A 22,838-nucleotide genomic window follows, 5' to 3' on the forward strand; every position below is an offset into this window, starting at 1 on the left:
CTACGACGGCTACGGCGCACTCGCGGTGCGGCACTCGCAGTACCGTACGCTCAATCCCGACCGCTTGGTAAGTATTCACCCCTGTGAGAATCTGGGGCGGAAGCAGAGAGGCGTGGCGATGACAGCGGGTGAAGACGCGTGACCCCGGGAACCCGACGTAACTACGCCAAGGGCCGGGCCAAGCGGACCGAGATCCTCGACCAGGCGATGACCCTGTTCGGCGAGGCCGGCTACCGGGGCGCGTCGCTGCGCGTCATCGCCACCCGCTGCGGCATCTCCCACCCGGGGCTCCTGCACCACTTCCCGACGAAGGAGGCGCTGCTCCTCGCAGTCCTCCAGCGCCGCGACGACGTGGACGACGAGTGGCTGGCGCTCGGCGTCACCCGGGGCGTGGACCATCTGCGCCGGCTGGTGGACCTCGCCGAGCTGAACGCCAAACGGCGCGGGATCGTCGAGCTGTTCTCGGTGGTCGCGGCGGAGGCCACGGCCCCCGACCACCCGGCCCACGCGTACTTCGAGGCCCGCTACCGTACGTCCGTCGCCAACACCGAACGCGCCTACCTCCAGGCCCGGGAGGCGGGCGAACTCCGGAACGACGTCGACCCGTCGGCCGCCGCGCAGCAGCTCATCGCGCTGATGGACGGCCTCCAGATCCAGTGGCTGATCAGCGACTGCGCGACGGACATGGCGGGGGTGCTGCGGGCGCACGTGCGGGCGCAGCTGACCGTGGAGTTCTGACGGGCCCCGGCTCCCCGGGCCACCGGGGTGACCGGGATGACCGGGATGACCGGCGTGGCCGGGCTCCGGTCAGGGAGTCACCCGCTCGATACCGCGGCGGCCGGCGATCCTGGCCACGATCAGGCAGTACAGCGGGGCGAAGACGAGTTCGGCGACCATGGCCTGCCAGGGGGCGTCGGCGGCGGTCTCCGTGCTGGCCAGTTCGCCGAAGCCGGCAGCCAGGCCGAAGGCCAGCAGGTTGTTCGCGACGTGCATGACGATCACGGCTTCGAGTCCGCCGGTACGGATCACCAGCCAGCCCCACCACAGCGCCGAGTACAGCAGCAGGACGAACCCGGAGAGTTCGCCGAACCCGTGGGCCAGGGCGAACAGCAGGGACGCGACGACGACCGCGGGCCAGGGCGAGCGCGCGACCCGGCCGATCACCTGGACCAGCCAGCCCCGGAAGACGTACTCCTCGGCGGCGGCCTGGAACGGCACGAGCGCCAGGATCACGGCCAGGCTGAGCAGAAAGACGGGCCACCCGGGGAAGCCGGTGCCCGACTCACCCACCGGCTCGTCGTTCCAGGTCCACGCGATCAGCAGGCCGACCTGTACGACCATCAGCGGGACGCCCACGGCGGCGCACCGCCCGAGCCAGCCCCAGCGCAGCCGCCCGACGACGGAGGACACGGTTCCGGCGGGGCGCCGGCCCAGCACGCGGGCGCCGAACAGGACGATGGGTATCGCGATCGCGATGCCGAGGAGCTGGACAACGAGATCCGCGACCGGGTCCTCGAAGAAGAGCTCGCTGTCCGCCGACGCGGGCCCCGCGTCCAGCAGCTCCGCGACGACGAACCCGGCGATGCTGATGACCATGACGCCCGCCACGACCAGCCCCACGACGGCCGACAGCTCACCGAGCCAGCCGAACCGTCCGCCCTGCCCGTTGCGCCCCTGCTCGTCGTAGCGGGAGCCGGAGGGGGCGCGGACCGGCCCGGTCGGCGGGCGGCTCCACTCCGGGGGCCTGTCCCAGCCCTGCCCGCCCGGCCATGCCTGTCCTGGCTGCCCTGTCGGCCCTGGCTGCGCTGGCTGCCATGCCTGCCCTGCGTTTCCTGGCTGCCCTGGCTGCCCGCTCTGCCAGGCCGGTGCGGGCGGGTGCGGTGACTCGGCCGAGGACGGCGGGGCCCAGGGGGAGGGCGGCCCGTCCGTGCGGGGCGGTTCGCCCGAGGGTGAGGGCGAGGACGAGGACGGAGGCAGGTCAGAAGGGTGGCTCACATCAGCGATCTTCGGCTGCCGCCCGCGTGCGGGTCAACGCCAGCCGTCCTCGCGGACCCGGGTCGCCAGGTCGATCTTGGTGTAGGTGGGCCGCCCCGCCTCCTGGTACTTGGCCTTCACCCGGTCCAGGTAGTACTTCGCCGTGTTCACCGTGATCCCGGCCCGGCGGGCGGTCGCCTTCAACGTGAGCCCGGAGGCGTACCCCACCAGTACCTCGCGTTCCTGCGGCGAGAGCCGGGGGCGGGCCGAGCCCCGGTCGTAGGCCAGGGCGAAGGCCAGCTCCGGGGAGTGGGCGGTGCGCCCGGCCGCGATCTCGCCGACGGCTTCGACGAGTACGGACAGCTCGTGGTCCTTCGTGAGGAAGCCGTCGGCGCCGTCGGTGATGGCCGCGACGATCCGGTCGCGGTCCGCCACCACGCTGATCATCAGCACCCGGCTGCCGGCCGCCCGGAGGCGGCGGATGTTGTCGGCGGGCGGCCGGTCGTCCCGGAGCATCAGGTCCAGCAGGACGACGTCCGGCGGCTCCCAGGGGCCCGCGAGCAGCTCGTCGACAGTGGCGGCGCACGCGACGAGGTCCAGCTCCTCGACTCCCGCGAACCACGAGCGGATGCCGTCGCGCAGCATCCGGTCGTCGTCCACCACGGCGACGGTGATCACCCCGGCCATCTCAGCTCCACGCGCACGCCCTCGCCGGGGGCGCTGTCCACGAAGGCCCGGCCGCCCACGCCGCGCATCCGGGCGTACACGGAACGGTCGAGCCCGATCCCGCCGGTGGCCTGCCGGGCGGGCCTGCCTGCTTCGTCCGGTCCGCCCCTCGGTCCGGCGGAACCGACCCCTCCTCCCGGCCCGGCGGGTCTGCCTGCCTCACCCGGCCCGACGGCGCCGGCGTCGAAACCCCGGCCCCGGTCGACCACGGTGACGATCAGCCGGCCGGAGTCGCCGGCGGCGGTCAGGAAGGCGTGTCCCGTACCGGCGTGGCACCGCACGTTGTTGAGGGCTTCGGTCGTGGCCTGTGCCATGGCCAGCGCTATCTCGCCGGGCACGGCGGGCGGTTCGTGGTAGCGGGCGGTCACCCGCAGCCCGAGCGCTTCGGCGGCGCGTACGGACTCCTCCAGTGCGGCCCGCACCTCGGAGGCCTGCTCGCGGTCGTCCGCCTCCTCGACCAGCCTCCTGAGGTACGCGGCCTCCCGCGCGCAACGCTCCCGCATCATCGAGGTGTTGGCGTCGACGCCGCCGCGGGCGATGGCCGTCAGCGTGGCGAGGACAGTGTCGTGCAGGGCGTTGTGATGGGCGACGCGCTCCGCGAACCTGGCCCGCTGCGCCTCCGCGGCCAGCGCGCGCCGGTTGGCCGAGTCCACCTGCTCGCCCTGCCGGCAGAGGTACCAGGTGAGCACCCAGGAGACGACGGCGGAGAAGACCAGGGCGTTCAGATGGGCGCCGGTCACGGCGGCGTCCGCATCCGCCATGAGATACCCGGTGAGATGTGTGGCCACCAGGAGCGCCACGGCGACGGCGAGGAGGCGCGCCCCGAAGGCGACGGCGGCCATGGCCGAAGCCGATCCGCCCAGGAGCATCACCCAGGCGATCGACTCCTGGGTGCGGGCCCCGCCCCAGGCGTACGCGCCGAAGGGCAGCAGGCAGCCGATGACCAGAACGTCGAGTCCCACGGCCCAGGTGACGAGCCGCCGGTGCCGGGCCGCCATGAACCAGATGAGGGCGGTCGACGCGATCGCGGCGCTCAGGGCCAGCCACGGGAACAGCCGGTCGCGCTGGTGCTGCGCGACCACGGAACCCCCCGCGACCAGGTGGCTCCCGCGATACAGCGCGGTGGCGATGACCATGGTCTTCCGAGCCCGGTGCAGCCCGGTTTCGGTTCTGTCGATCCGACGGCCCCCCTTGATCGCAACCCCCCAGAACGGGTGGTGCACCGGCCCCTCGGCACACCGCTAACGTCACCCGTGGCGATCGGGGGATCGCTCGCCGCCACGATAAACAGAGGTGGCCGAGGACGGTCCGCGATTCCCGGACAACTCGGCAGATCTTTCGATGCGCCCTGGCCAAAACGCATATGACGACTCATCACGTTCGGTCACCAGCACCCATGCGCCGCACACCGGCCAGGAAGGATCGCCCGTGAGCACCGACCGCGACGAACACGACAGCGGCAACTTCTTCGCGCTGGACACCGGCCTGCTGCCCGGCATCGTCGAAGGGGTGCTGCACCGGCGCGGCGCTACTCAATGGGCGGTCGAGCAGGGGGAGTTCTGGTGCTCGGTCCGGCCGCGCGGCCACCGGAGCGGCGAGCAGGGCTGGAAGCTGCACCTGTCGGCCACACCGCTGTCCGCGGCCCTGGTCCTGGCGGTGGCGGCCGATGTCCTGGTCGAGGAGCGGGCCTCGTTCAAGTTCGCCGGAGCCCTGGACCGGGTCGCCCTGCTGACGGGCGGGCGCGCCGACCGCGGCGGCGGGGGCAAGTTCATCACGGTCTACCCCGACGACCCGGAGCTGTTCCGCCGGCTGGCCCGACGGCTGCACGCGGCGACGCTGGGACTGCGCGGACCACGCATCCTGTCGGACCAGCCGTACGCCCCGGGCAGCCTCGTCCATTACCGCTACGGGGTGTTCAGCGGGGTGCGGACGACGACGAACGACGGGGACACGGACGTACGGCTGCGCAATCCTGGTGGCGGGCTGGAGAAGGACCGGCGTCAGGCCTGGGTCACCACCCCCGCGTGGGCGCCGCCGCCGTTCCCGGAACCGACGGCTTCCCCGGAGACGACGCCGAGCCCGTCGCAGGAGCAGACCGGACAGCGGGAGCAGACTGGACAGCAGGAGCAGACCGGACAGCAGGAGCAGACCGGACAGCGGGAGCAGACGCGGGCACCGGAGAGGAAGCCGACGCGGACACCGGGGAAGAATCCGGGGAAGAAGTCCGTGCGTCTCAACGACCGTTACGTGGTCGCCAAGGCGATCCGGCACGCCTTCAAGGGCGGGGTGTATCTCGCGACCGACGAGACCACCGGCGGGCAGGTCGTGGTGAAGGAGGCGCGGGCGCACGTCGGCGTCCGCATGGACGGCACCGACCTCCAGGACACCCTGCGCCACGAGGCCGAGATGCTGGAGGTGCTGGCCCCGCTGGGCTTCACCCCGGCCGCGATCGAGCTGTTCGCCCAGGGCGGCAACCTGTTCCTGGCCCAGGAGTTCGTGCCGGGGCAGACGCTGCGCGACCGGCTGGTGGAGCGCCCGGTGCGGGACCTCGCGGAGTTCCTGGACCTCGGCCGGCAGATCGTGGACATCGTGGCGGCCGTCCACGGCACCGGGCGGGTGCTGCGCGACCTCTCGCCGAACAACCTCATGGTCACGCCGAACGGCCGGGTCCGGCTCATCGACGTCGAGTATGTGGCCCCCGAGGGCGTCCCGGTCCGCCGCGGGTACACCCCGGGCTATGTCGGCCCCGAGGTGTCCTCGCTGCGGGACTACGACTTCACGGCTCCGACGTACGCGGGCGATCTCTACGGCCTCGGCGCGGTGCTGCTCCACCTGGCGACGGGTGTCGACATGCTCCTGGTCCCCGACGACCGCCCGGTGGGCGAACGTACGGAGGCCCTGATCGCTCTGGCGATCGCCGATCGCGCCTGGGCGGCACCGCTCCTGCCCCTGCTGCTCGCCCTCTGCGCCCCGCTCCCCGAAGGGCGTTGGGAGCTGTCCCGGGTACGGAAGGTTCTCGCGGAGTTGGCCGGAACCGATCGCCGGCCCACCGGCGGAACCCGGGTGACGGGCACGGGCGCCACCGGTGGGAGCGGCGTCCCGGCCCTGCCCGACGAGGAGCGCGAACGGCTGATCGCCGATGGCCTGGCGTACCTGCTCCGCACCCGCCCCGGCAGCGGCGGACACCTCTGGGACGTCAGTTCGTTCGGCGCGACCACCGACCCGCTGAACGTCCAGTACGGATCGGCCGGCGTCCTCGCCGTGCTCACCCGGGCCGCGGCGGCGGGCGCGGGGCCCGACGTCCGGCACGGGGTGGCGGAGCTGACGGAGTGGACGCGGCGGCGTCTCGCCGACCTTCCCACCGGCCGGACAGCCGACGGAACGCTCCTGCCCGGGCTGCACTTCGGCCGCTCCGGCACGGCCTGGGCGCTGCTCGACGCGGCGCTGCTGCTGGGCGACGAGGACGTCGCCGCCGAGGCGTCCGCACTGGCGCGCGCGGTCCCCGTCGACTGGCCCAACCGGGACATCTGCCACGGGGCGGCGGGGGCCGGCATGACCCAACTGCACTTCTGGCGCACGACCGGTGACCCGGTCTTCCGCGACCGGGCGATCGCCTGCGCCGAGGCGATCGTCGCGGCGGCCGAGGATCATCCGGCCGGGGTGATCTGGCCCGTCCCGGCCGCCTTCGACTCGAACCTCGCCGGAGCCCGCCACTACGGGTTCGCCCACGGCATCGCGGGGATCGGCGCGTTCCTGCTGGCCACCGGGGTGGCGGCGGACCACGCGGGCCTCCTCTGGGCGGCCCGTACGGCGGGCGACACCCTGGTGAAGCTGGCCCGGGTCGAGGACGGCCGGGCGGTCTGGCCGGCCGGGGACCGGGACGCCGACGGGCCGGTGGGGCAGACGCACTGGTGCAGCGGATCCTCGGGCATCGGCACGTTCCTGGTCCGGCTCTGGGCGCGGACCGGCGACGAACGCCACCGGGAGGCGGCCGTGGGCGCGGCGGCCGGGGTACGGGAGGCCATGTGGCTCTCCTCCCCCGCCGCCTGCCACGGGCTCGCCGGGAACGCGGAGTTCCTGCTCGACATGGCCACCGCGCTCGACGACCCCCGGTACCGCGATCAGGCCGGGGAGCTGGCCGCGTGCATCCGCACGCGTGCCGTGCGGCAGGACGGCCTGCTGGTGGTGCCCGACGAATCGCTGGAGGCGGTCACGGGCGGCTACCAGACCGGTGCCGCCGGAACGGTCGGCATGCTGCTGCGCCTGCGGGACGGGGGCCCGCGGCTCTGGATGCCGGACACCCCGGAACTCTTCGCGCCCGCCGGTCGCCATCCGCGTACCGCGGTGGGGGTGCGATGAACCGGCGGCCGGAGCGCATCAGCTTCCGCTTCTCGGCGCGGTCCCGTTTCGCCGCCTGCCTGGTGGCCACGGCGGACGGCGCGCTGGCCCCGGGGTGGTGGGACCTCGACGGCACGCTGGCTCCGGGGTGGTGGGACCTCGACGGTCCGCGACCCCCGTACGCCGGTGGTACGCCCCACTACCGGGAGGGCGCCCCGGCGGAGACCACCGCCACCCAGGTGCTGCCGACCGAGGACGGCGGACTGCTGCGGCTGCGGAGCGCGGCGGCCTCCGGCCGCCACCTGCTCCTGCTGTCCCGCCCCGCGCCCGCCGGCCCTCCGCTCGATGAGCCGCGGGCCCCGTCACCGGCCGAGGTCCCCTCCCGCACCGGGCCCCACGTCCCGTACGCAGCCGAGGTCTCGTTACCCGCCGGACCCCAAGTCCCGCACCCGGCCGAGGGTCCGCTCTCCGCCGGACCCCAAGTCCCATACCAGGCAGAGATTCTGTCCCCCGCTGGGCCGGCAGTCCCGTACCAGGCCGAGCCCGAGCCCGAGCCCGAGGACTCCTGCCCGGCCGAGATCCCGCCCCTCGCCGGAACCCAAGTCCCGTACCCGGCCGAGATCCCGCCCTCCGCCGAACCCCAAGTCCCTTACCCAGCCGAGGCCCCCTCCCCCGCCGGACCCCAAGTCCCGCACCCGGCCCAGCCCGAGCCCGAGGGCTTCTCCCCGGCCGAGGCCCCTTTGTCCGCCGAGGACCTCGACGTCGAGGCGCGGGGCCTGCGCCTGGTGCCCGGCGGCCCGGACGGCACGCTCGCGCTGGCGGTGGAGACCGACCACGACGGCCGTACCCGCATCTGGCGGGTCGGCTCCACGCCGCTGCGGCTGAGCGATCCCGTCACCCTGCCGGGCCGGGTCACCGCCCTCCTGCCGCTGGACGGGACGGGCTGCCGCTACGCCACGGACCTCGAAGGGCCGGACGGATACCGCCCCGTCTCCCTCGACCTGCGCGACGGGAGGTGGCACGCTCTCCCGTCACCGGCGAACGGCCGCATCCACCGACTGCTGCTCTCGGCACCGGCTTCGGGGCTGCTGCTGACGGCGAGCGATCCCGGCGACGGGCGGCTGCGGATCGCCCGCGCCAGCCTCGGCGACCAGCCCCGGCTCGACTTCCCGGACCGGCTCAACTCCCTGGACGGCGCGGTCCTTCCACTGGTCGCCGACCCGGCAGGTGAGCGGGTGGCGCTGCGGGTCTCGCGGGGCGCGCAGGCCCGTCTCTTCCTGTACGACGTGGGGGCGGACCGGCCCCGTCCCGCCGGGCTGCCGCCGGGCGCGTTCCACCCCGTCGCCGGCTGGAGCGCGGGCGGGCTGCGCGTCGTGTACGCGACCCCGGACCGTCCCGCCGACCTGGTCACCGTCCCGGACACCGCCACGCACCCCACCGCGCTCCCCGCCCTGTACGACGCCTCGCACGACGCCCAGTCCGACACTCGCGACGCTCCGTCCGACACCCGCGAGGCCCCGCCCGGCACCCTCGGGACGGCCTCCAACACCCCTGACACCCCGGGGACTTCGCACGCCCCGACCGAGTGGTTCGCCACCCCGTCCGGGCGGTTCGAGGCCGTCCGCCTGGGCGACTGGCGTACCGCGCCCACCGTCGTCGTCGCGCTGCACGGCGGCCCGGAGGACCACTGGACGCTCGGCCACGACCCGGTGCTCGCGCGCCTGTCGGAGGCCGGGGCGGCGGTGGTCGCCCCCAACCAGCGCGGCAGCACCGGCTACGGCCGGGCCCACGCGGAGGCGATCCACGGCGCCTGGGGCGTGCCCGACCTCGCGGACATCCGCTGCCTGGTCCGTACGCTCACGGAGCAGCGCCCGCCGGACGCCGAACCGCCCGTTCTCCTCGGCACCAGTTACGGGGGCTTCCTCGCCCTGCTGGCCGTGTGCGCCGACCCGTACGCCTGGGCGCGCTGCGCGGTGATCGCCCCGTTCCTGTCGGCGCGCGGGCTGCGCGAGCGGTCGTCGCCCGCCGTGCGCGCGCTGATCGACCGGCACGGCCTGGGCGAGCCGCCGGACGACGACCTGGGCCCCCGGGACGTCGAGCGCCTCGCCCACCGCATCCGCGTACCGCTGCTCGCCCTGCACGGCACCGACGACCCCGTCGTGCCGGTGGACGAGACGCGCCGGCTGCGCCGGTCGCTGGCGAAAGCGGGCGGCCCGGGGCGCGCCCCCCACGACTGCCTCGACATCGCGGGAGCGGGCCACCACCCGCTCCAGGAGCGGGGCGGCGCCGAACTCACCGACCGGCTGGTGAGCTTCCTGACAGTCCGGGTCCCGGACCGCCGCCGCACCCCCGCTCCCCCTGAACTCACGGTCGCCGACGCGGCCGTGCGACACCGCCGGTCCTCGGCGGTGTTCGGGCACATCACTCACGACGAAAGGACACCACCATGATCGACAACACCATGACCGTCGACGTCGACGAGCTCCAGACCCTGGAGGGCGAGGAGTCCGTCGCACTGGCCGGCTGCACCAAGACGTGTACCTGGACGTGCCGCATCACCAGCCTCGAGCAGCAGTAGCAGCCGTGCGCCGGGCGGGCCCCTCCCGGGCCCGTCCGGCGCGCGCCGTGTCTCCCGTACGCACACCACTCGGGTGTCCGCCGTACGCCCGCCGCTCATCTCCCGTACGCACGACTCACCGCGATCCGTGTCCGTCCGCCCCCGCCGGACCGCCGGACGGCCGGAAGGAGTTCGATGACGTCTCCCCAGCGACTGGTGTGGGACGCGACCGCCCGGACGCGTGGCTGGTTCGTCCTCGCCTCCGTCACGGCCGTCCTGGGGTCGGCCGGCACGCTGGCGTTCCCCTGGGCCATGGCGCGGGCTTTGGACGCGGTCGTCGCCCGGCGGTCCGTCACCGGCCCCCTTCTCGTGTGCGCCGCGCTCCTCGCCCTCGTCGTCGCCACCGGGGCCCTCCAGACCCTCGCCAACGGGGGGTACGGCTCCGGCACGGTGGCCGCTCTCCGCCACTCCCTGGCCCGGCGTGCCCTGGACGCGGGGGTACCGGGGACGGCCGGCTTTCCCGCCGGGGATCTCGCGGGGCGGCTCTCCGCGGGGTGCGCGCAGGCCGGCTCGGCCGGGGTCACGCTGGTCACCGCCTCGACGGCGGTGCTGACCTCGCTCGGCGGGGTGGTCGCGCTGTGGCTGCTCGACTGGCGGATCGGGCTCTGCTTCTCGCTGGGCGTACCGCCGTTGGCGCTGATCGCCCGGAGCTTCATGAACCGCGGCTCGGGGCTGTTCCTCCGGTATCAGGAGACCCAGGGCAGAATCTCCGCCCTGCTGCTGGAAGCGCTCGGCGGGGCCCGGACCATCGGCGCGAGCGGCACGGCGGCGGCCGAGACGCGCCGGGTCCTCGGCCCCCTCCCGGAGCTGTCCCGCACCGGGCACCGCGTCTGGGCGCTCCAGCGGGACACCGGATGGCAGGTGGACCTGCTGATCCCGGCCGTGGAGGTGCTGGTGCTCTGTGCCGGAGGTCTCGCCCTGCTCCACGGTGACATCAGTGCGGGCGAACTCGCCGCGGTCGTCGGTTACACGGCGCTCGCGATGGCCGCGCTGGACCAGCTCGACGCCCTCTTCGCGCTCGGCATGTCGGCCGCCGGCGCACGTCGGGTCGCCGAGGTCGTCGACCAGCCGGTCCCGGTCCCCGGCACCCGCGCGCGCCCGGCGGGCCGCTCCGGCACGGTGACCCTGTCGGGGGTGACGGTACGTTCGGACGCCCGGACCGTCCTGGACGCCGTGGACCTCGTCGTCCCGGCGGGCACGGCGCTCGCGGTGGTCGGCCGGTCCGGGGCGGGCAAGAGCACCCTGGCGGCGCTGATCGGGCGGCTGCGGGAGCCCGACGCGGGCCTGGTCGCCATCGACGGCGTACCGCTGCGGGAGCTGACTCCCCGAGCCCTGCGCGCCACCGTCGGTTACGCCTTCGAGCGGCCCGCGCTGCTGGGGGCGACGGTGGCCGGGATGATCGCCTTCGCCCGCCCGGACGCCTCGCACGAGGAGGTGCGGGCGGCCGCCGCGGCCGCCCGGGCGGACGACTTCATCGCCCGCCTCCCGCATGGTTACGACACTCCGATCACGGAGGCCCCGCTCTCCGGCGGCGAGATCCAACGCCTAGGCCTCGCACGCGCGTTGGTGCACGATCCGGCGGTGGTGGTGCTGGACGACGCGCTGTCGAGCCTGGACACCGCCACTGAGGCACGGGTCGGCTCCGCGCTCGCCTCGGCCTGGTCGGACCGCACCCGGGTGCTGATCGCCCACCGGGTGTCGACCGCCGCGCGGGCCGACCTGGTGGCCTGGCTGGAGGACGGCAGGATCCGCGCCCTGGGCACGCACGCGGATCTGTGGCAACTCACCGACTACCGGGCCCTGTTCGCGGTAGGCACGGACTCGGAGGCGGCCCCGACCCTCGGAGCGGGGATCGGGTCCGAGGCGCGGACCGCCCCGGAGGCCACCCCGGACCACGAGCCGGGCTCCGGGGCCGAAGCGCGGACCGGCAAGAGCACGGCCCCGCACAGGACGGGGCCCGGGGCCGAAGCGCGGACCGACCCGAGCACGGCCCCGCACATGAACCCGCACGCCCAGGAGTCGGTATGAGCGAGGCAGCCCCGCGCCCCATCGACCGGCACCTGTTCGCCGGGTTCCTGCGGCAGCACCGCGGGGCAGCGGTCGCGGTGACGGGATGGTCGCTGCTGGAGGCGGTTCCGGCGCTCGCCTCCGGGCTGCTCGTGGCCGCCGCCCTGGACCGGGGCTTCCTCGCGGGACGGCCCGCCGAAGGCTTCTTCTGGATCGGCCTGCTCGGGGCCGCGATGGTCTTCCGCGCCCTGATGACCCGGACGCTGACACCGTGGCTGGGGCGGATCGTGGAGCCGCTCCGGGACGACCTGGTGACGGCCGTGGCGGCAGGGGCCGTGCACCGCGCGGCGGCGGGAGCCCGGGACACGGCGGGCGCGGGCGTGGCCCGGCTGACGGTCCAGGTCGAGACCGTGCGGGCGCTGGTGTCCGCCCTGCTGCGCTCGGCCCGGCAGCTGGGCGTCTCCCTGCTGATGGCGTTCGTGGGCCTGGCCGCCCTGTCCGCCCCGGTGGCGGCGGTCACCCTGCCCCCGGTCCTGCTCACCCTGCTCCTCTGCGTCCCCCGCCTCCGCGTCCTCGCCCGCCGCCAGCGCCGCCAGCTGCGGGCGGAGGAGCGGCTCACGGGGGCTGCGGGCGAGACCTTCGACGGCATCCGGGACGTCGTCGCGTGCGGTGCCCGGGACCGGGTGGCCGACGAGCTGTCCGCCCGGATCACCGACCACCGGGACGCGGTCAGGGCGGTTGCCCGGACCGCGTCGGCCAACGCCTTGCTGGTGTCGCTGGGCAGCCATCTCCCGCTGCTGGTCCTGCTGTTGTCGGCCCCGCGACTCCTGGACAGCGGTGCACTGTCGGTGGGCGAACTGCTGGGCGCGACCAGCTACCTGGTCAGCGGAGTGGCTCCGGCCCTGCGCGCGCTCGTCGCCGTACTCGGCTCGTGGGGGGTGCAATTGGCGACCGTACTCGGCCAGTTGAGCCGATCGACGCGGGAAGCGCGGCCCGGCCCTCGAGGGCAGGCGCGGCCCGGCCCTCCGAGGGAAGCGCAGCCCGGCCAACCCGGGGAAGCGCGGCCCGGCCCTCCGGGGGGTTCGGGCGAGGCCCTCCCCCCACAGACTTTCCGAACCCCGCGAACTCCGCGAACTCCGCGCTCCCCGGACCTGTCCCTAGTGAACGTCGTCTACGCGTACGGACCGGGAGCGGCACCCGTCATCGACGGGCTCACCCTCGACATCCCCGCCGGCTCACATCTGACGGTCGTCGGGCCGAGCGGTGCGGGGAAGTCCACCCTCACCACGCTGCTGGCCGGGATGGCCGGGCCGGACAGCGGCCGGCTGACCCTGGGCGGCGTACCGGCGACGGAGGTCGACCGGGCCTGGCTCCACCGGGCGGTGACCCTGATCCCGCAGGAGGCGTACGTGTTCACGGGCACCGTGCGGGACAACCTGCGCTACCTGCGTCCGGAGGCTCGGGACACCGATCTCCTCGCGTCGGCGACGGCCGTGGGCGCCCGCGCCCTGGTGGACCGGCTCGGCGGCCTGGACGCGCCCGTCGGCCTGGACGGCCCCCCGCTCTCCTCCGGTGAACGGCAGCTCGTGGCCCTGGCCCGCGCGCATGTATCCCCCGCGTCGATCGTGCTGCTGGACGAGGCGTGCTGCCACCTCGACCCGGCGGCCGAGGAACGGGCCGAGCGGGCCTTCGCGGAGCGGGGAACGACACTCGTCGTGGTGGCGCACCGCATCAGCTCAGCGCTGCGCGCGCCGCGCGTTCTGGTACTCGACGGCGATCGCACGGACGTCGGCTCTCCCGCCCAACTCCTGCACAGGAGCCCGCTCTACGCGGATCTGGTGGGTCACTGGGTCTCCGCCGGGGCCCCGTAGGCGTATGGGAGACTGCGTCGACTGAATGGTCCACACCACGTGTATCTGGAGTTCGGTATGACGGCACAGGCGCCTCACCCCCCGATCGACACCAGCAAGCCGCACTCGGCCCGCGTCTACGACGCGCTGCTGGGCGGCAAGGACAACTACCCGGTGGACCAGCAGGTGGCCGAACTCCTGCCCGTCGAGGCGAAGGTCGGCGCCCGGCAGCAGCGCTCGTTCATGAACCGGGCGACGGCCTGGCTGGCGGGCGAGGGCGTGACGCAGTTCCTGGACATCGGGACGGGCATCCCCACCGAGCCGAACCTGCACCAGACGGCGCAGGAGATCCGCCCCTCGGCCCGGGTCGTCTACTGCGACAACGACCCCATCGTCCTGCGCCACGCGGAAGCGCTGCTGGTCAGCCGGCCGGAGGGCGTGACGGACTACGTCCACGCCGACGTCCGCGAGCCCGCGATCATCCTGGACGCGGCCCGCGAGACCCTGGACTTCGACCGCCCGATAGCCCTCTCCCTCCTCGGCCTGCTCCACTTCCTGCCGGACGCCGAGGACCCGATCGGCATCGTCCGTACGTTCACGGACGCGATGGCGCCCGGCAGTTACATCGTGCTGTCCCACGGCGCGTCGGACGTGAACGAGGAGATCGGGCAGCAGAGCGAGGACGAGTACAAGAAGGGCGGCATCCAGCTGGCCCTGCGCAGCCGCGAGGAGTTCTCCCGGTTCTTCGAGGGCCTGGAGATCGTCGCCCCCGGCCTGGTGAAGGCCCCGGAGTGGTTCAACGGAACGCCCGCGCCCACGCAGGAGTTCAGCGGCATCTACGTGGCCGTGGCCCGGGTCCCGTAACCGGAAGCGCCGACCGAGACACTTCGGCCATGAACGCCGACGGCACGGAGAGCGGTACGCGATCGGATTCGGCGGCACCGGCTGCGGGAGTCGTTCTCCGCGCGGCACACGTCGGTCATCACGGTCGACGGTGAACTCGCGGGCTGCGTAACGGTCCGCCCCGCCCATCGCCTGTACGAGCGCCACGGCTTCGTCCTGAAGAGGCAGGACCCGATCGATGTCTCCATGGTGCGCGCGGCCGGACCCTGAATAGTTATAGGGACCCTGTGAGCGGCGGGCTCGGTAGCTTGGGCAGCGGGCTCAGGAGCCGGACGAGCCACGAGCCCGACCGCTCGATCACAGGGACCAACGGGGGAACTGCACATGAAGACAACGGCAAAGCGGCTGACGGCAGTTGCGGGTGGACTGGTCATGGCGGCCGGCGCACTGACGGTCGGCACGGCGTCGCCCGCGGCGGCCGCGACCTGCTACGGGGGCGCGACCAAGAAGACCTTCAACATGGGGACGGACGAGGCTGCGCACAGCTTCGGCCCGTACACCACCAGTTCACGGTGCAAAGACATCAACCTGAGGATGACTACCTGGGGGAGCGCGAACACACTGATGGTGCGGGTGTGCTTCCACCCGTCCTCCGGCGGCACGACGTGCAACAGCTGGAAGGAATTCACCAAGAAAAACTCCCTGGACCAGTGGCGCGAGATTGCCGTGGACGTCAAGACCGGCACCAAGTACAGCATCTCCATGGACTTCGCCAGCCATACCTTCAAGGGCGACCTCGCACACTGATCAGGGCTGTCGCCGGGGGGCGACGACGAAAGCAGCGGGTGCTGACACAGCCCCGCTGCTTTCGTCGTGCACGCTCGCTCACTCCGGCACGGCGCACCCCGCCCGCAGCCAGGCCATCTCGTGCAGCAACGCACCGTCCACGAAGGGATCCTGGACCGTGGGCCGCGACCGCCAGTCCAGCGGCCAGGTGCCGCCACCCAACGCGGGCACCCCGACGAACGCGTCCCCGCGAGCACTCCGGCTCATCGCCTCCACCCCGGGAGGCCACCGGTGCTCGGCGGCGGCCCCGGGCGCGAGCAGGAAGTACATGCTGCGCTCGCCGATGCCGGAGCGGACGATGGGCCCGGCCTGGAAGTCGGTGAACTGCATGACCTCGTACGCGATTTCCTCGCCGAGCATGCCGATGGCCCGGACGGCGTCGAAGTGGATGCCGACGTGGCGGAGGGCGTGGCCGGAGGCGGGGATCCAGGAGGAATGGAAGGGGACCGGATCCGGTGAATTCTTCAGTTCCATGCGCTCAGCGTTGCGGCAGACACGTACGGTGACCAGAGTTCTGAGGAGTCCGTGCACCACTGTGCACTTGTAGGGGGCGCCGTGCACCTGGGAAACGAGACGAGCGGCAACGCCGTCATGTTCGGCCGACTGCTGCGCCACTTCCGCGAGCGGGCCGGGCTGTCGCAGGAGGCCCTGGGCGGGAGGATCGGGTTCTCCAAGTCCCAGGTAGCGATGGTCGAACGCGGGAACCGGCCGCCGAGAGGACCGTTCGTCGAGCGCGCTGACGCCGCATTGGGTGCACAAGGTGCACTCATCGCGGCGGCGGCGGACGTGACGGGAAGCTACCTGGCGGACTGGTTCGAGGACTTCGCGAAACTCGAGAGGAACGCGGCGGCCCGGCACGAGTACGAGACGCATGTGGTGCCCGGCCTCCTCCAGACGGAGGCGTACGCTCGCACCGTTCTACAGGGCGGTTACCCCCCGGTGAGCGACGACGTGGTCGAAGGCCGGGTCGCGGACCGGCTGGCCCGCCAGGCGCTCATCACGCGCAAGGACGTGCCCGACCTCAGCTTCGTCCTCGAACTGAGCGCGCTGGCCCGCCCGATCGGCGGCCGGGCCGTACACCGTCGGCAGATCGCCCGCATTCTCGAGGTGGCGCAGCTACGCCATGTGACACTCCAGGTGATGTCTCCCCGCCGCGAGACCCACAGCGGCTTGAGCGGACCGTTCGTCCTCCTGGAAACGAGGGAACGGCGTCGGCTGGCCTACCTCGAAGTCCAGGACCACAGGGCCCTCACCGACCAAGAGCCCACCGTGGGCAACATGTTCGGCAAGTATGGCAACATGCGGGCGCAAGCTCTCGACCCCGAGAATTCCAGCGCAGAGATCGAGAAGTTGGCCGAATGAGCACAGAACTCCATTGGTTCAAAAGCAGCTACAGCGGCGAGAACAGCGGCAACTGCATAGAGGTGGCGCTCACCTGGTCCAAGTCCACCTACAGCGGAAACCAGGGCGGCGACTGCGTCGAGGTAGCCACCTGCCCCCACACCGTCCACGTCCGCGACTCCAAGGACCTCACCGTCCCCGCGCTCGCCGTCTCCCCCGACACCTGGACGTCCTTCGTGGAGTTCGCCGCGTCCTAGGCGGCGTCACAGGTCGGCCCGGAACCCGCCGCCGCGCTATGCCAGGGTGTCGAAGGTGTAGTACGCCGCGTGATCCAGCATGGCAGCAGGTGTCACGTCGTTCCACGGCCGCATGACGTCGTCGACGCTCACGACGTTCCTCGTCCGGGTGGCAGGCAGGTAGGTGGAGCGGGGGTGGCGTGCCTGCCACTGCGCCCAGAGCCGGTCGATGAACGCATGGTGCAGCCAGAAGACCGGGTCGTTGGGCGAGGCGCCGGTGGCCATCTGGCCTCCGACCCACACATGCACGCGATTGTGGAGATTGGCGCCGCGCCAGCCTTCGAGGTGGTTGCGAAACCCGTCCGAAGCGCTGTTCCAGGGCGCGGAGTCGTAGGTGGGCATGGCAAGGACCGCGTCCACCTCCGAGCGGGTCGGCAACTGCGGTACGCCGGAGCCGAGCGCGCGGCGGAGGAAGCCGCGCCCGTCGACCGTCACCGTGACCGGCCATCTGCCGCCACTCACCGCGAACGGCCCCTCGGCGACCTGCCCGTCCCTTTCGCGGCCGGTGCCTCCCAGGAAGTCGGGTGCCCACAGCGAGGCGGCGGCGGTACGGTCCACCGTCCAGTCCCAGTACGGCAGCGCCACGGAAGGGTCGATGGCCTGGAGCGCCTGCTCGAACTGTATGAGGAATCTGCGGTGCCAGGGCAGGAAGGACGGCGACCGGTGACCCACCCGGTCGCCGTTGTCGGTGTCGCTCATGATGAAGGCGTTGTGCGTGGTCACGAAGGTGTCGTACTGGCCGGTGCGCTTGAGTTCCAGCAGCGCGTCGACGAAGCGTCGCTTCTCGGCGGCGGTGAGGCTCGCCTGGTTCTTGCGTACGGTCATGAGGTTGCTCCCCGGTTCGAAAACGTTCAGCGGGCGGATGGGCTGATCACAGCAGGGGTACGAGGTCGGAGCCCTGGAGCCCGATCACGGCGGCCCGGGCCACCGCGCGCGGGGTGGCGAACGTCTCGTAGTGGTTGATGACGCTGACCCACGTGCTGTCCGCGTTCCGCATCACATGCAGTTCCTCGCCGTCGACCCGCACGGAGTAGCCGCCGTGGTGCCCGTCGTCATGCGTCGGCGCGCCCTCGATGAGGCGCCCCTGAAAGGTTTCGCGGAACGGCTGCGGACTTCCGTGCCCATGCGTTTCCGAGTGCCCTGCGTGTCCCCCGGAGAGCTGATCGCTTGCGGTCCGGCGGTCGGGCGACGACCCTCCTGCCGCCCGCGCGAAGCCTGTCAGGGCGAGGCCGGTCAGAGCAGTGGCGGCAGCGCCGACAGCGCGACGACGAGTGAATGGAGACATGGAAAAGAACCCCCAGGTACGGCGACGGGTGAACGGGGATCGAAGGCAGGCGCCCTCGAGAACCCCACGAATGACGGCATGTCACTGCCGGTGCCGCCCGACTCGGTCAGGGTCGGAGCATCCGGCATGCAGTCATGGAATATGCCTACAGCCACATGCCCGGGCGGGAGTAGTCGCGGCGATCCGGTTCGCCGCCATACGGACACGGCGAAACGGGAGGGGCAGAGTCCGACGATGTTGATCTTGCTGTCCCGGGAGGGGCGAATCGGAACTGCAAGGAAATATTACGGATTCACCGTCGAATCCCCGAATAATCTCCTGTCAAACACACAAAGACGTGGCATCACTCACGGCTCGAAGCTGTCCGGAACCCTCCGTCGGACACCACACCCACGAGCGGCCCGGTGTCCGGCAGCACGCCGGTCGGTAGACGTCGCGGACGTATCGCCTAACTGAGCATTTCAGAATGAGTTGGTGGGGGATTTGTTGTGACATGGGCCGGGGCGGACTTTTCCCATGGCGGATGGTCTTGTACCCGATGGCCTTTGGGACCGCATCGCGCCGTTGCTTCCTCCTCGCCCGCCGCGTCGTCGTCGGTATCCGGGGCGGTTGCCGGTGGAGGACCGGGCTGCCTTGCGTGGGATCGTCTACGTGCTGCGCAAAGGGGTGAACTGGGCCGACGTGCCGGCTGCCTTCGCCGGTCGATCGCGCTCGTCCGGGCAGCAAGCACCGTCTGATCACCGACCGACACGGAACACCTCTGTCCGTTTCCCTGACTGGCGGGAACCGCCACGACGTCCCTCAGCTGATCCCGCTGCTGGACGCGATACCGCACATCCGCGGTGCTCGTGGGCGACCTCACCGCAGGCCCAAGCGGCTGTTCGGCGACCGTGGTTACGACTACGACAAGTACCGCCGCCTGGACCAAGAGCGCCAAGCGGGAGCATCTGCCTACGCCGACTCCGAACGTCGCCCTGAGCCGGTCGGTTGAAGGAGGGCGCACCTTGGTGTTGGAAGTCGTGACAGGCTCACTGGATGGATCACACATTCGACGCCCCTCCCGCTGACCGAGAGCTCCTCGACTTCGCTGTCGACTTGGCCGCGCGGGCCGGCCAGGTGTCCGCGCAGGGCTTCTTCGGAGAGTGGGGAAGCCGCCGTAAGGAAGACGGCAGCGAGGTCACCGAGATCGACCTCGCCGTCGAAGAGCTGGTCAGGGACGAGCTGGCCCGCCGTGTGCCGGAGGACGGCATCTACGGGGAGGAGAAGGGCTCGACCACCGGGCTGTCAGGGAGACGATGGATCATCGACCCCATCAACGGCACCACGTCGTTCACCCGCCGGTGGCCGCTGTTCTCCAACGACATCGCCTACGAGGACGAATATGGTCCCGCTATCGGGGTGATCAACATGCCCATGAGCCGACAGATGGTCGTAGCCGGGCGGGGCCTGGGCTGCTGGGTGCTGACCGGGGAGAGCCCGGACCTGAAATCGGGCCACCGCGCCCGAGTCACCAAGCGGACCAGCACGCGCGGAGCGAGGACACAGGCACTCAACCCGGCCGGCTGGCCGGAGGAACTCCTCACCGCTCTCCACCGACAGGTGTTCCTGATGGCGTCGATGGGCTGCATCGTTGACCTCGTCACCGGCCGCGCGGACGCCGTCGTGATCGCCGGCCCACCCATGGGTTACGAGGACGTGGCACCCATGCCCGTCATCGTGTCGGAAGCCGGCGGCCGGGCGACGGACCTCGGAGGCGAGCCCGTACTGGAAGGCGACATGACGGTGTTGGCCACCAACGGTCTACTCCACGAAGCGATCCTAAACCTGGTTGAAGGCATGCCGCGCAGCCGCGACCTGTACGCCCTCGACGACGGCGTGTAACTCAACAGGGTGCCGACGCTGACGTTCATCCTGAAATGGTCAGTAACGACGTCAGGACGACGGGGCGGGGCTCGCTACCGGGGACTCGGCGGACCAGAAGTCGGAGCGGACGTTGGGGGTGGGGATCTCGCCCTCGTACGTGCGACCATTCGCGAGCTTCGTGGGCGGGGCCACCTTCGACTTGTCCACACAGGGACTCGTGACTTCGAAGAACGCCTGCCCCTTGTAGCCGAACTTGACCCTGATCCCGAAACCGTCCGGCGACGTGGCGATGATCGTGGGTAGGTCTTTGCTCGGATTCACCATGTCGATCCGATAGTCGCTCGCCTTCCAGAAGCGCTCAACCACCCCCAGGAAGTTGCCCCGGCGCTGCTCGGAGACGACCGTCATGACCGTCCAGTAACGCGTTACGTCGCAGCTGCCTGTCGTTGTCGCGCGGTGGGTCCAGTCGACCTCCGGCTTGATCTCGCCGACCGTCGCGTAGAACACCTCGTCGGCACGCTCCGCTGCCTCCTGCATGTCCATGTCTGCCACCGCCCCATTTCCGCTCTCGGCACCGCCCACCAGCCCACACCCAGCGACCAGCACACCGGCCACAACCCCCGCACAGGTCAGATGAACAGTCCGCGCTATGCGCCTCATCGGTGCTTCTCCCTCACGACGGCCTCAGGACGCCCGCCGACAATATTGGCGATGTTGTCCGCCGATTCCCGATCCCTATCCGGATCGAAGTACTGGGAGTGGGCCTTGAACCGTCCGGCTTCGAGCACCATCCTCGGCCCGTCGTCGACCGCGAAGCGCTGTGCCCCGAAGGCCGCGCTCGCCGGGTCCTTCCCGAAGTACACATCATCGTTGCCGAGGTCGAAGAGGTCATTCGCCGTCCTGACCCCCTCCGGACCTCCCAGCACCCAGCCGACCGACGAGCCGAGGTACGACTCCGCCTTCGTCGGCAGGTGGGTGACCGGGTCGTTGTCGGCGGCGCCGACGAACACGTGCTCCTTGCCCACGCCGAGTTCCGTCGCCTTCTGCGCGTCCACGCCGGGGCTGCCGAGCAGGATCACATCGTCGACGCCCGGAATCCCGCCGGCCTCCTTCGCGGCCGTGCCCACGGTGAGCGAGCCGTAGGAATGCCCGATCGCCGTCACATGCGGGTCCCCGTTCCCATTCGTCGCCGAGAGGCCTGCCATGAACTCGTTGTAGGCCGGAGCACCGCGTTGGGCGTCGCCCTTCGACATGACGTCCAGGCTCTGTGGGGCGTCGTAGCCGAGCCAGATGATGGAAGCGGTAGATGGATCCACTTCCCGGGCGCCAAGGGCAGTGTCCTCAGCCCGTTTCATCGTTTCCTCGACAAAGTCCTCGTCGAGCTTGGTGCCGAGACCAGGAACGTACGCCGAGACGTTCCTGGAGGTGTCGGGGTTGCCGTACGACACGATCGCACGCCCGTTGCCCTCGTCCCCGATGCCCAGAAGATACATGGGCGGGTGACTGGACCCGTTCAGTTTGCCCTGAATCATGCGGAGGGCATTGAGCTTGGTCTTCGCCTCGTCGCCGCTCTGCCGCGCCAACTCATCGATGAGGACCGGCAGGTAGTTCCGGTTCGCCTCGTCGCGGGCCGCCGCCGGAATCCCGTCGAGATCGCCGATCAGATCCGGTGCGACCTTCAGGTACTCCTGCCGCTGTTCATCGGTCAGCCCGTCCCACCACTTCTTGCGCTCGGCGGGGTCCTTGTCCTGCGGGATGCCTTCGGCGAGGTGCATGCCCGCGGTGGAGCGGACGTCGGCGGTGTCCCGGGCGACGTCCTTCAGCGTGGCCGCGGTGACGTCGAGGCCCTTCTCCGCCCTCAGTCCGTTGAGCGTCTTCGCGTACCGGGCGTCGATCTCGCGCGCGGACCGTACGGCCCGGGCGATACGGTCGGCCACGTCCTGCGCCTTCTCCGCGTTCGGGTTCACCGGCTTGAAGCCCGAGTAGCCGGGATACAGCGACGGCTGCCCCGGCGAGCCGAGGCCGGGCGGATCCAGTGGAAGGCGCGAGCTTCCCTGGGAACTACCGCCCGGTGCTTCCTGCTTCGCCCCGGTCAGGTCCTCGACCTTGACGGCCGGGTAGCTGACGGACCCGTCCTCGTGGACGGTGAAGTTCAGGGAGGCGGCGTCCGCGAGTGCCTGCTTCAACTGCTTTTGAGGCTCGGCGAGATCGCCGGCCAGCCCGTTGAGCGCTGTCCGGATGAGACCGCACTCCGTGTGCACGTACTGGAAGTTGCGGCTGAGGCGTCGGAGCCGGCCGAGGGCCGCCTCAGCCGAATCGCTCTCCTGGGTCTCCCGGAGCTTCGCGGACATCGCCCGGTCGACCCGCCCCCGGTCGGAGGCCGAACGGCTGGAGACCTCGTGCCATTTGTCGCCCGCCTGCGTGAACTCAGAGGTCTTGAGGTCGCGCAGCAGCTGCCAGGTCAGGGTTTCGGTCATCGCTTCTCGTCCGCCTTGCCGGGGACGTGGACGCCCTTGAGGGACGCCTTGACCGCGGTCTCCGACTCCCCCATCTCCTTGGCGACCGTCAGCAGGTTCCCCTGGAGCTGCTCGCACTCGTCCCGTACTGCCTGAAGGCGTTCTTCCCAGGACTTCAGCACGCTCTTGAGGGCCGCGGCGGAGCTGAATCCGGTGGCACCCGCCCCGACGCCCTCGTGGCCGCGCCCGAGCACCGTCCGGCTCGTCACCGTCCTTGTCCGCAGATCACCGGCGGTGCCGGACGCACTGGTCCAAGGGCCCTTGCTGTATTTGAGGTTCCCTGCTCCGCCTGCCCCGGCCCCAGGGCCGGAGGACGCCGAGGCAAGCCTCATCGCG

Annotated in this window: 20 protein-coding genes and 1 pseudogene; 12 read left to right on the forward strand and 9 right to left on the reverse strand. The window is 71.7% G+C overall.

The annotated features are described in order from the left end of the window. The first annotated feature begins 138 nt into the window (after positions 1-138). A complete protein-coding gene (locus A3Q37_RS27690) occupies positions 139-738 on the forward strand; it encodes a TetR/AcrR family transcriptional regulator (RefSeq protein ID WP_065488373.1) in 600 nt (199 codons plus the stop codon). Between the two features lie 69 nt (positions 739-807). On the opposite strand, the gene A3Q37_RS27695 is transcribed toward A3Q37_RS27690, so the two are convergent. From A3Q37_RS27695 to A3Q37_RS27705, 3 genes are read right to left on the reverse strand one after another with little or no spacing between them, the layout of a single operon-like run. Further along, the gene (locus A3Q37_RS27695) at positions 808-1,995 is read right to left on the reverse strand and encodes a CPBP family intramembrane glutamic endopeptidase (RefSeq protein ID WP_255311967.1); all 1,188 of its coding nucleotides are present in this window, start codon (positions 1,993-1,995) and stop codon (positions 808-810) included. A 33-nt stretch (positions 1,996-2,028) separates the two neighbouring features. Further along, entirely contained in the window at positions 2,029-2,661 is a 633-nt protein-coding gene (locus A3Q37_RS27700; protein WP_065488376.1) for a response regulator transcription factor, read from the reverse strand. Continuing rightward, entirely contained in the window at positions 2,649-3,836 is a 1,188-nt protein-coding gene (locus A3Q37_RS27705; RefSeq protein WP_065488381.1) for a sensor histidine kinase, read from the reverse strand. The genes A3Q37_RS27700 and A3Q37_RS27705 overlap by 13 nt, the downstream gene beginning before the upstream one ends. A 292-nt stretch (positions 3,837-4,128) precedes the next feature. Here A3Q37_RS27705 and lanL point away from each other — a divergent pair, with 292 nt between their 5' ends. The 7 genes from lanL to A3Q37_RS27735 all read left to right on the forward strand — a co-directional run bounded on the left by lanL (position 4,129) and on the right by A3Q37_RS27735 (position 15,162). After that, a complete protein-coding gene (gene lanL, locus A3Q37_RS27710) occupies positions 4,129-7,059 on the forward strand; it encodes a class IV lanthionine synthetase LanL (protein ID WP_065488383.1) in 2,931 nt (976 codons plus the stop codon). After that, positions 7,056-9,488: an alpha/beta fold hydrolase gene (locus A3Q37_RS27715; protein WP_065488385.1), complete on the forward strand. Its 2,433-nt coding sequence runs from the start codon at positions 7,056-7,058 to the stop codon at positions 9,486-9,488. The genes lanL and A3Q37_RS27715 overlap by 4 nt, the downstream gene beginning before the upstream one ends. Continuing rightward, positions 9,485-9,616 (forward strand): ALQxL family class IV lanthipeptide, encoded by a 132-nt coding sequence (locus A3Q37_RS37510; RefSeq protein WP_218064573.1) that lies wholly within the window; start codon positions 9,485-9,487, stop codon positions 9,614-9,616. Before A3Q37_RS27715 ends, A3Q37_RS37510 begins: the two co-directional genes overlap by 4 nt. A gap of 174 nt (positions 9,617-9,790) precedes the next feature. Further along, entirely contained in the window at positions 9,791-11,683 is a 1,893-nt protein-coding gene (locus A3Q37_RS37375) for an ABC transporter ATP-binding protein (RefSeq protein WP_079138016.1), read from the forward strand. Then, on the forward strand, positions 11,680-13,533 hold the full coding sequence (locus A3Q37_RS37380; protein ID WP_065488389.1) for an ABC transporter ATP-binding protein: 1,854 nt from the start codon (positions 11,680-11,682) through the stop codon (positions 13,531-13,533). The genes A3Q37_RS37375 and A3Q37_RS37380 overlap by 4 nt, the downstream gene beginning before the upstream one ends. A gap of 57 nt (positions 13,534-13,590) precedes the next feature. After that, complete coding sequence (locus A3Q37_RS27730) at positions 13,591-14,376, forward strand: SAM-dependent methyltransferase (RefSeq protein ID WP_065488447.1); 786 nt, start codon at positions 13,591-13,593, stop codon at positions 14,374-14,376. Between the two features lie 363 nt (positions 14,377-14,739). Beyond that, positions 14,740-15,162 (forward strand): hypothetical protein, encoded by a 423-nt coding sequence (locus tag A3Q37_RS27735; protein WP_141693621.1) that lies wholly within the window; start codon positions 14,740-14,742, stop codon positions 15,160-15,162. A gap of 78 nt (positions 15,163-15,240) precedes the next feature. Here the strand turns inward: A3Q37_RS27735 and A3Q37_RS27740 are convergent, their stop codons facing one another. After that, complete coding sequence (locus A3Q37_RS27740) at positions 15,241-15,675, reverse strand: hypothetical protein (RefSeq protein WP_065488393.1); 435 nt, start codon at positions 15,673-15,675, stop codon at positions 15,241-15,243. A 117-nt stretch (positions 15,676-15,792) separates the two neighbouring features. On the opposite strand from A3Q37_RS27740, the gene A3Q37_RS27745 reads away from it, so the two are divergent. Then, positions 15,793-16,563, forward strand: a complete 771-nt coding sequence (locus tag A3Q37_RS27745; protein WP_065488450.1) for a helix-turn-helix transcriptional regulator — start codon at positions 15,793-15,795, stop codon at positions 16,561-16,563. Then, a complete protein-coding gene (locus A3Q37_RS27750; protein WP_065488395.1) occupies positions 16,560-16,799 on the forward strand; it encodes a DUF397 domain-containing protein in 240 nt (79 codons plus the stop codon). The genes A3Q37_RS27745 and A3Q37_RS27750 overlap by 4 nt, the downstream gene beginning before the upstream one ends. 36 nt (positions 16,800-16,835) lie before the next feature. On the opposite strand, the gene A3Q37_RS27755 is transcribed toward A3Q37_RS27750, so the two are convergent. Together A3Q37_RS27755 and A3Q37_RS27760 are read right to left on the reverse strand one after the other, a co-directional pair. Continuing rightward, positions 16,836-17,663, reverse strand: coding sequence for a tyrosinase MelC2 (locus tag A3Q37_RS27755; RefSeq protein ID WP_065488397.1), 828 nt, complete (start codon positions 17,661-17,663; stop codon positions 16,836-16,838). 46 nt (positions 17,664-17,709) lie between these two features. Next, the gene (locus A3Q37_RS27760) at positions 17,710-18,123 is read right to left on the reverse strand and encodes an apotyrosinase chaperone MelC1 (protein ID WP_065488402.1); all 414 of its coding nucleotides are present in this window, start codon (positions 18,121-18,123) and stop codon (positions 17,710-17,712) included. A 516-nt stretch (positions 18,124-18,639) separates the two neighbouring features. Between A3Q37_RS27760 and A3Q37_RS36055 the strand changes: the two are divergent. Beyond that, positions 18,640-19,042, forward strand: a pseudogene (locus A3Q37_RS36055) (transposase); the annotation flags it as partial. A gap of 116 nt (positions 19,043-19,158) precedes the next feature. Further along, positions 19,159-20,004 (forward strand): inositol monophosphatase family protein, encoded by an 846-nt coding sequence (locus A3Q37_RS27765; RefSeq protein WP_079138018.1) that lies wholly within the window; start codon positions 19,159-19,161, stop codon positions 20,002-20,004. 51 nt (positions 20,005-20,055) lie between these two features. On the opposite strand, the gene A3Q37_RS27770 is transcribed toward A3Q37_RS27765, so the two are convergent. Genes A3Q37_RS27770 through A3Q37_RS38070 form a run of 3 tightly spaced genes read right to left on the reverse strand, consistent with a single transcriptional unit; the run spans position 20,056 to position 22,711 of the window. Next, positions 20,056-20,646: a hypothetical protein gene (locus tag A3Q37_RS27770; RefSeq protein ID WP_065488404.1), complete on the reverse strand. Its 591-nt coding sequence runs from the start codon at positions 20,644-20,646 to the stop codon at positions 20,056-20,058. Then, on the reverse strand, positions 20,643-22,463 hold the full coding sequence (locus A3Q37_RS27775) for an alpha/beta hydrolase (protein ID WP_065488405.1): 1,821 nt from the start codon (positions 22,461-22,463) through the stop codon (positions 20,643-20,645). The genes A3Q37_RS27770 and A3Q37_RS27775 overlap by 4 nt, the downstream gene beginning before the upstream one ends. Next, positions 22,460-22,711 (reverse strand): hypothetical protein, encoded by a 252-nt coding sequence (locus A3Q37_RS38070; RefSeq protein WP_255311968.1) that lies wholly within the window; start codon positions 22,709-22,711, stop codon positions 22,460-22,462. Before A3Q37_RS38070 ends, A3Q37_RS27775 begins: the two co-directional genes overlap by 4 nt. Positions 22,712-22,838 lie beyond the last annotated feature (127 nt).

It is taken from the genome of Streptomyces sp. PTY087I2 (assembly GCF_001687325.1).
Classification (GTDB): Bacteria; Actinomycetota; Actinomycetes; order Streptomycetales; family Streptomycetaceae; genus Streptomyces.

What these genes read in the sequence shown, in the direction of transcription:
- A3Q37_RS27700 (WP_065488376.1), bottom strand. Translation starts at nt 2,661, where the DNA reads ATGGCCGGGGTGATCACCGTCGCCGTGGTGGACGACGACCGGATGCTG.
- A3Q37_RS27705 (WP_065488381.1), bottom strand. Translation starts at nt 3,836, where the DNA reads ATGGTCATCGCCACCGCGCTGTATCGCGGGAGCCACCTGGTCGCGGGG.
- A3Q37_RS27715 (WP_065488385.1), top strand. Translation starts at nt 7,056, where the DNA reads ATGAACCGGCGGCCGGAGCGCATCAGCTTCCGCTTCTCGGCGCGGTCC.
- A3Q37_RS37510 (WP_218064573.1), top strand. Translation starts at nt 9,485, where the DNA reads ATGATCGACAACACCATGACCGTCGACGTCGACGAGCTCCAGACCCTG.
- A3Q37_RS37375 (WP_079138016.1), top strand. Translation starts at nt 9,791, where the DNA reads ATGACGTCTCCCCAGCGACTGGTGTGGGACGCGACCGCCCGGACGCGT.
- A3Q37_RS37380 (WP_065488389.1), top strand. Translation starts at nt 11,680, where the DNA reads ATGAGCGAGGCAGCCCCGCGCCCCATCGACCGGCACCTGTTCGCCGGG.
- A3Q37_RS27730 (WP_065488447.1), top strand. Translation starts at nt 13,591, where the DNA reads ATGACGGCACAGGCGCCTCACCCCCCGATCGACACCAGCAAGCCGCAC.
- A3Q37_RS27735 (WP_141693621.1), top strand. Translation starts at nt 14,740, where the DNA reads ATGAAGACAACGGCAAAGCGGCTGACGGCAGTTGCGGGTGGACTGGTC.
- A3Q37_RS27740 (WP_065488393.1), bottom strand. Translation starts at nt 15,675, where the DNA reads ATGGAACTGAAGAATTCACCGGATCCGGTCCCCTTCCATTCCTCCTGG.
- A3Q37_RS27745 (WP_065488450.1), top strand. Translation starts at nt 15,793, where the DNA reads ATGTTCGGCCGACTGCTGCGCCACTTCCGCGAGCGGGCCGGGCTGTCG.
- A3Q37_RS27750 (WP_065488395.1), top strand. Translation starts at nt 16,560, where the DNA reads ATGAGCACAGAACTCCATTGGTTCAAAAGCAGCTACAGCGGCGAGAAC.
- A3Q37_RS27755 (WP_065488397.1), bottom strand. Translation starts at nt 17,663, where the DNA reads ATGACCGTACGCAAGAACCAGGCGAGCCTCACCGCCGCCGAGAAGCGA.
- A3Q37_RS27760 (WP_065488402.1), bottom strand. Translation starts at nt 18,123, where the DNA reads ATGTCTCCATTCACTCGTCGTCGCGCTGTCGGCGCTGCCGCCACTGCT.
- A3Q37_RS27765 (WP_079138018.1), top strand. Translation starts at nt 19,159, where the DNA reads ATGGATCACACATTCGACGCCCCTCCCGCTGACCGAGAGCTCCTCGAC.
- A3Q37_RS27770 (WP_065488404.1), bottom strand. Translation starts at nt 20,646, where the DNA reads ATGAGGCGCATAGCGCGGACTGTTCATCTGACCTGTGCGGGGGTTGTG.
- A3Q37_RS27775 (WP_065488405.1), bottom strand. Translation starts at nt 22,463, where the DNA reads ATGACCGAAACCCTGACCTGGCAGCTGCTGCGCGACCTCAAGACCTCT.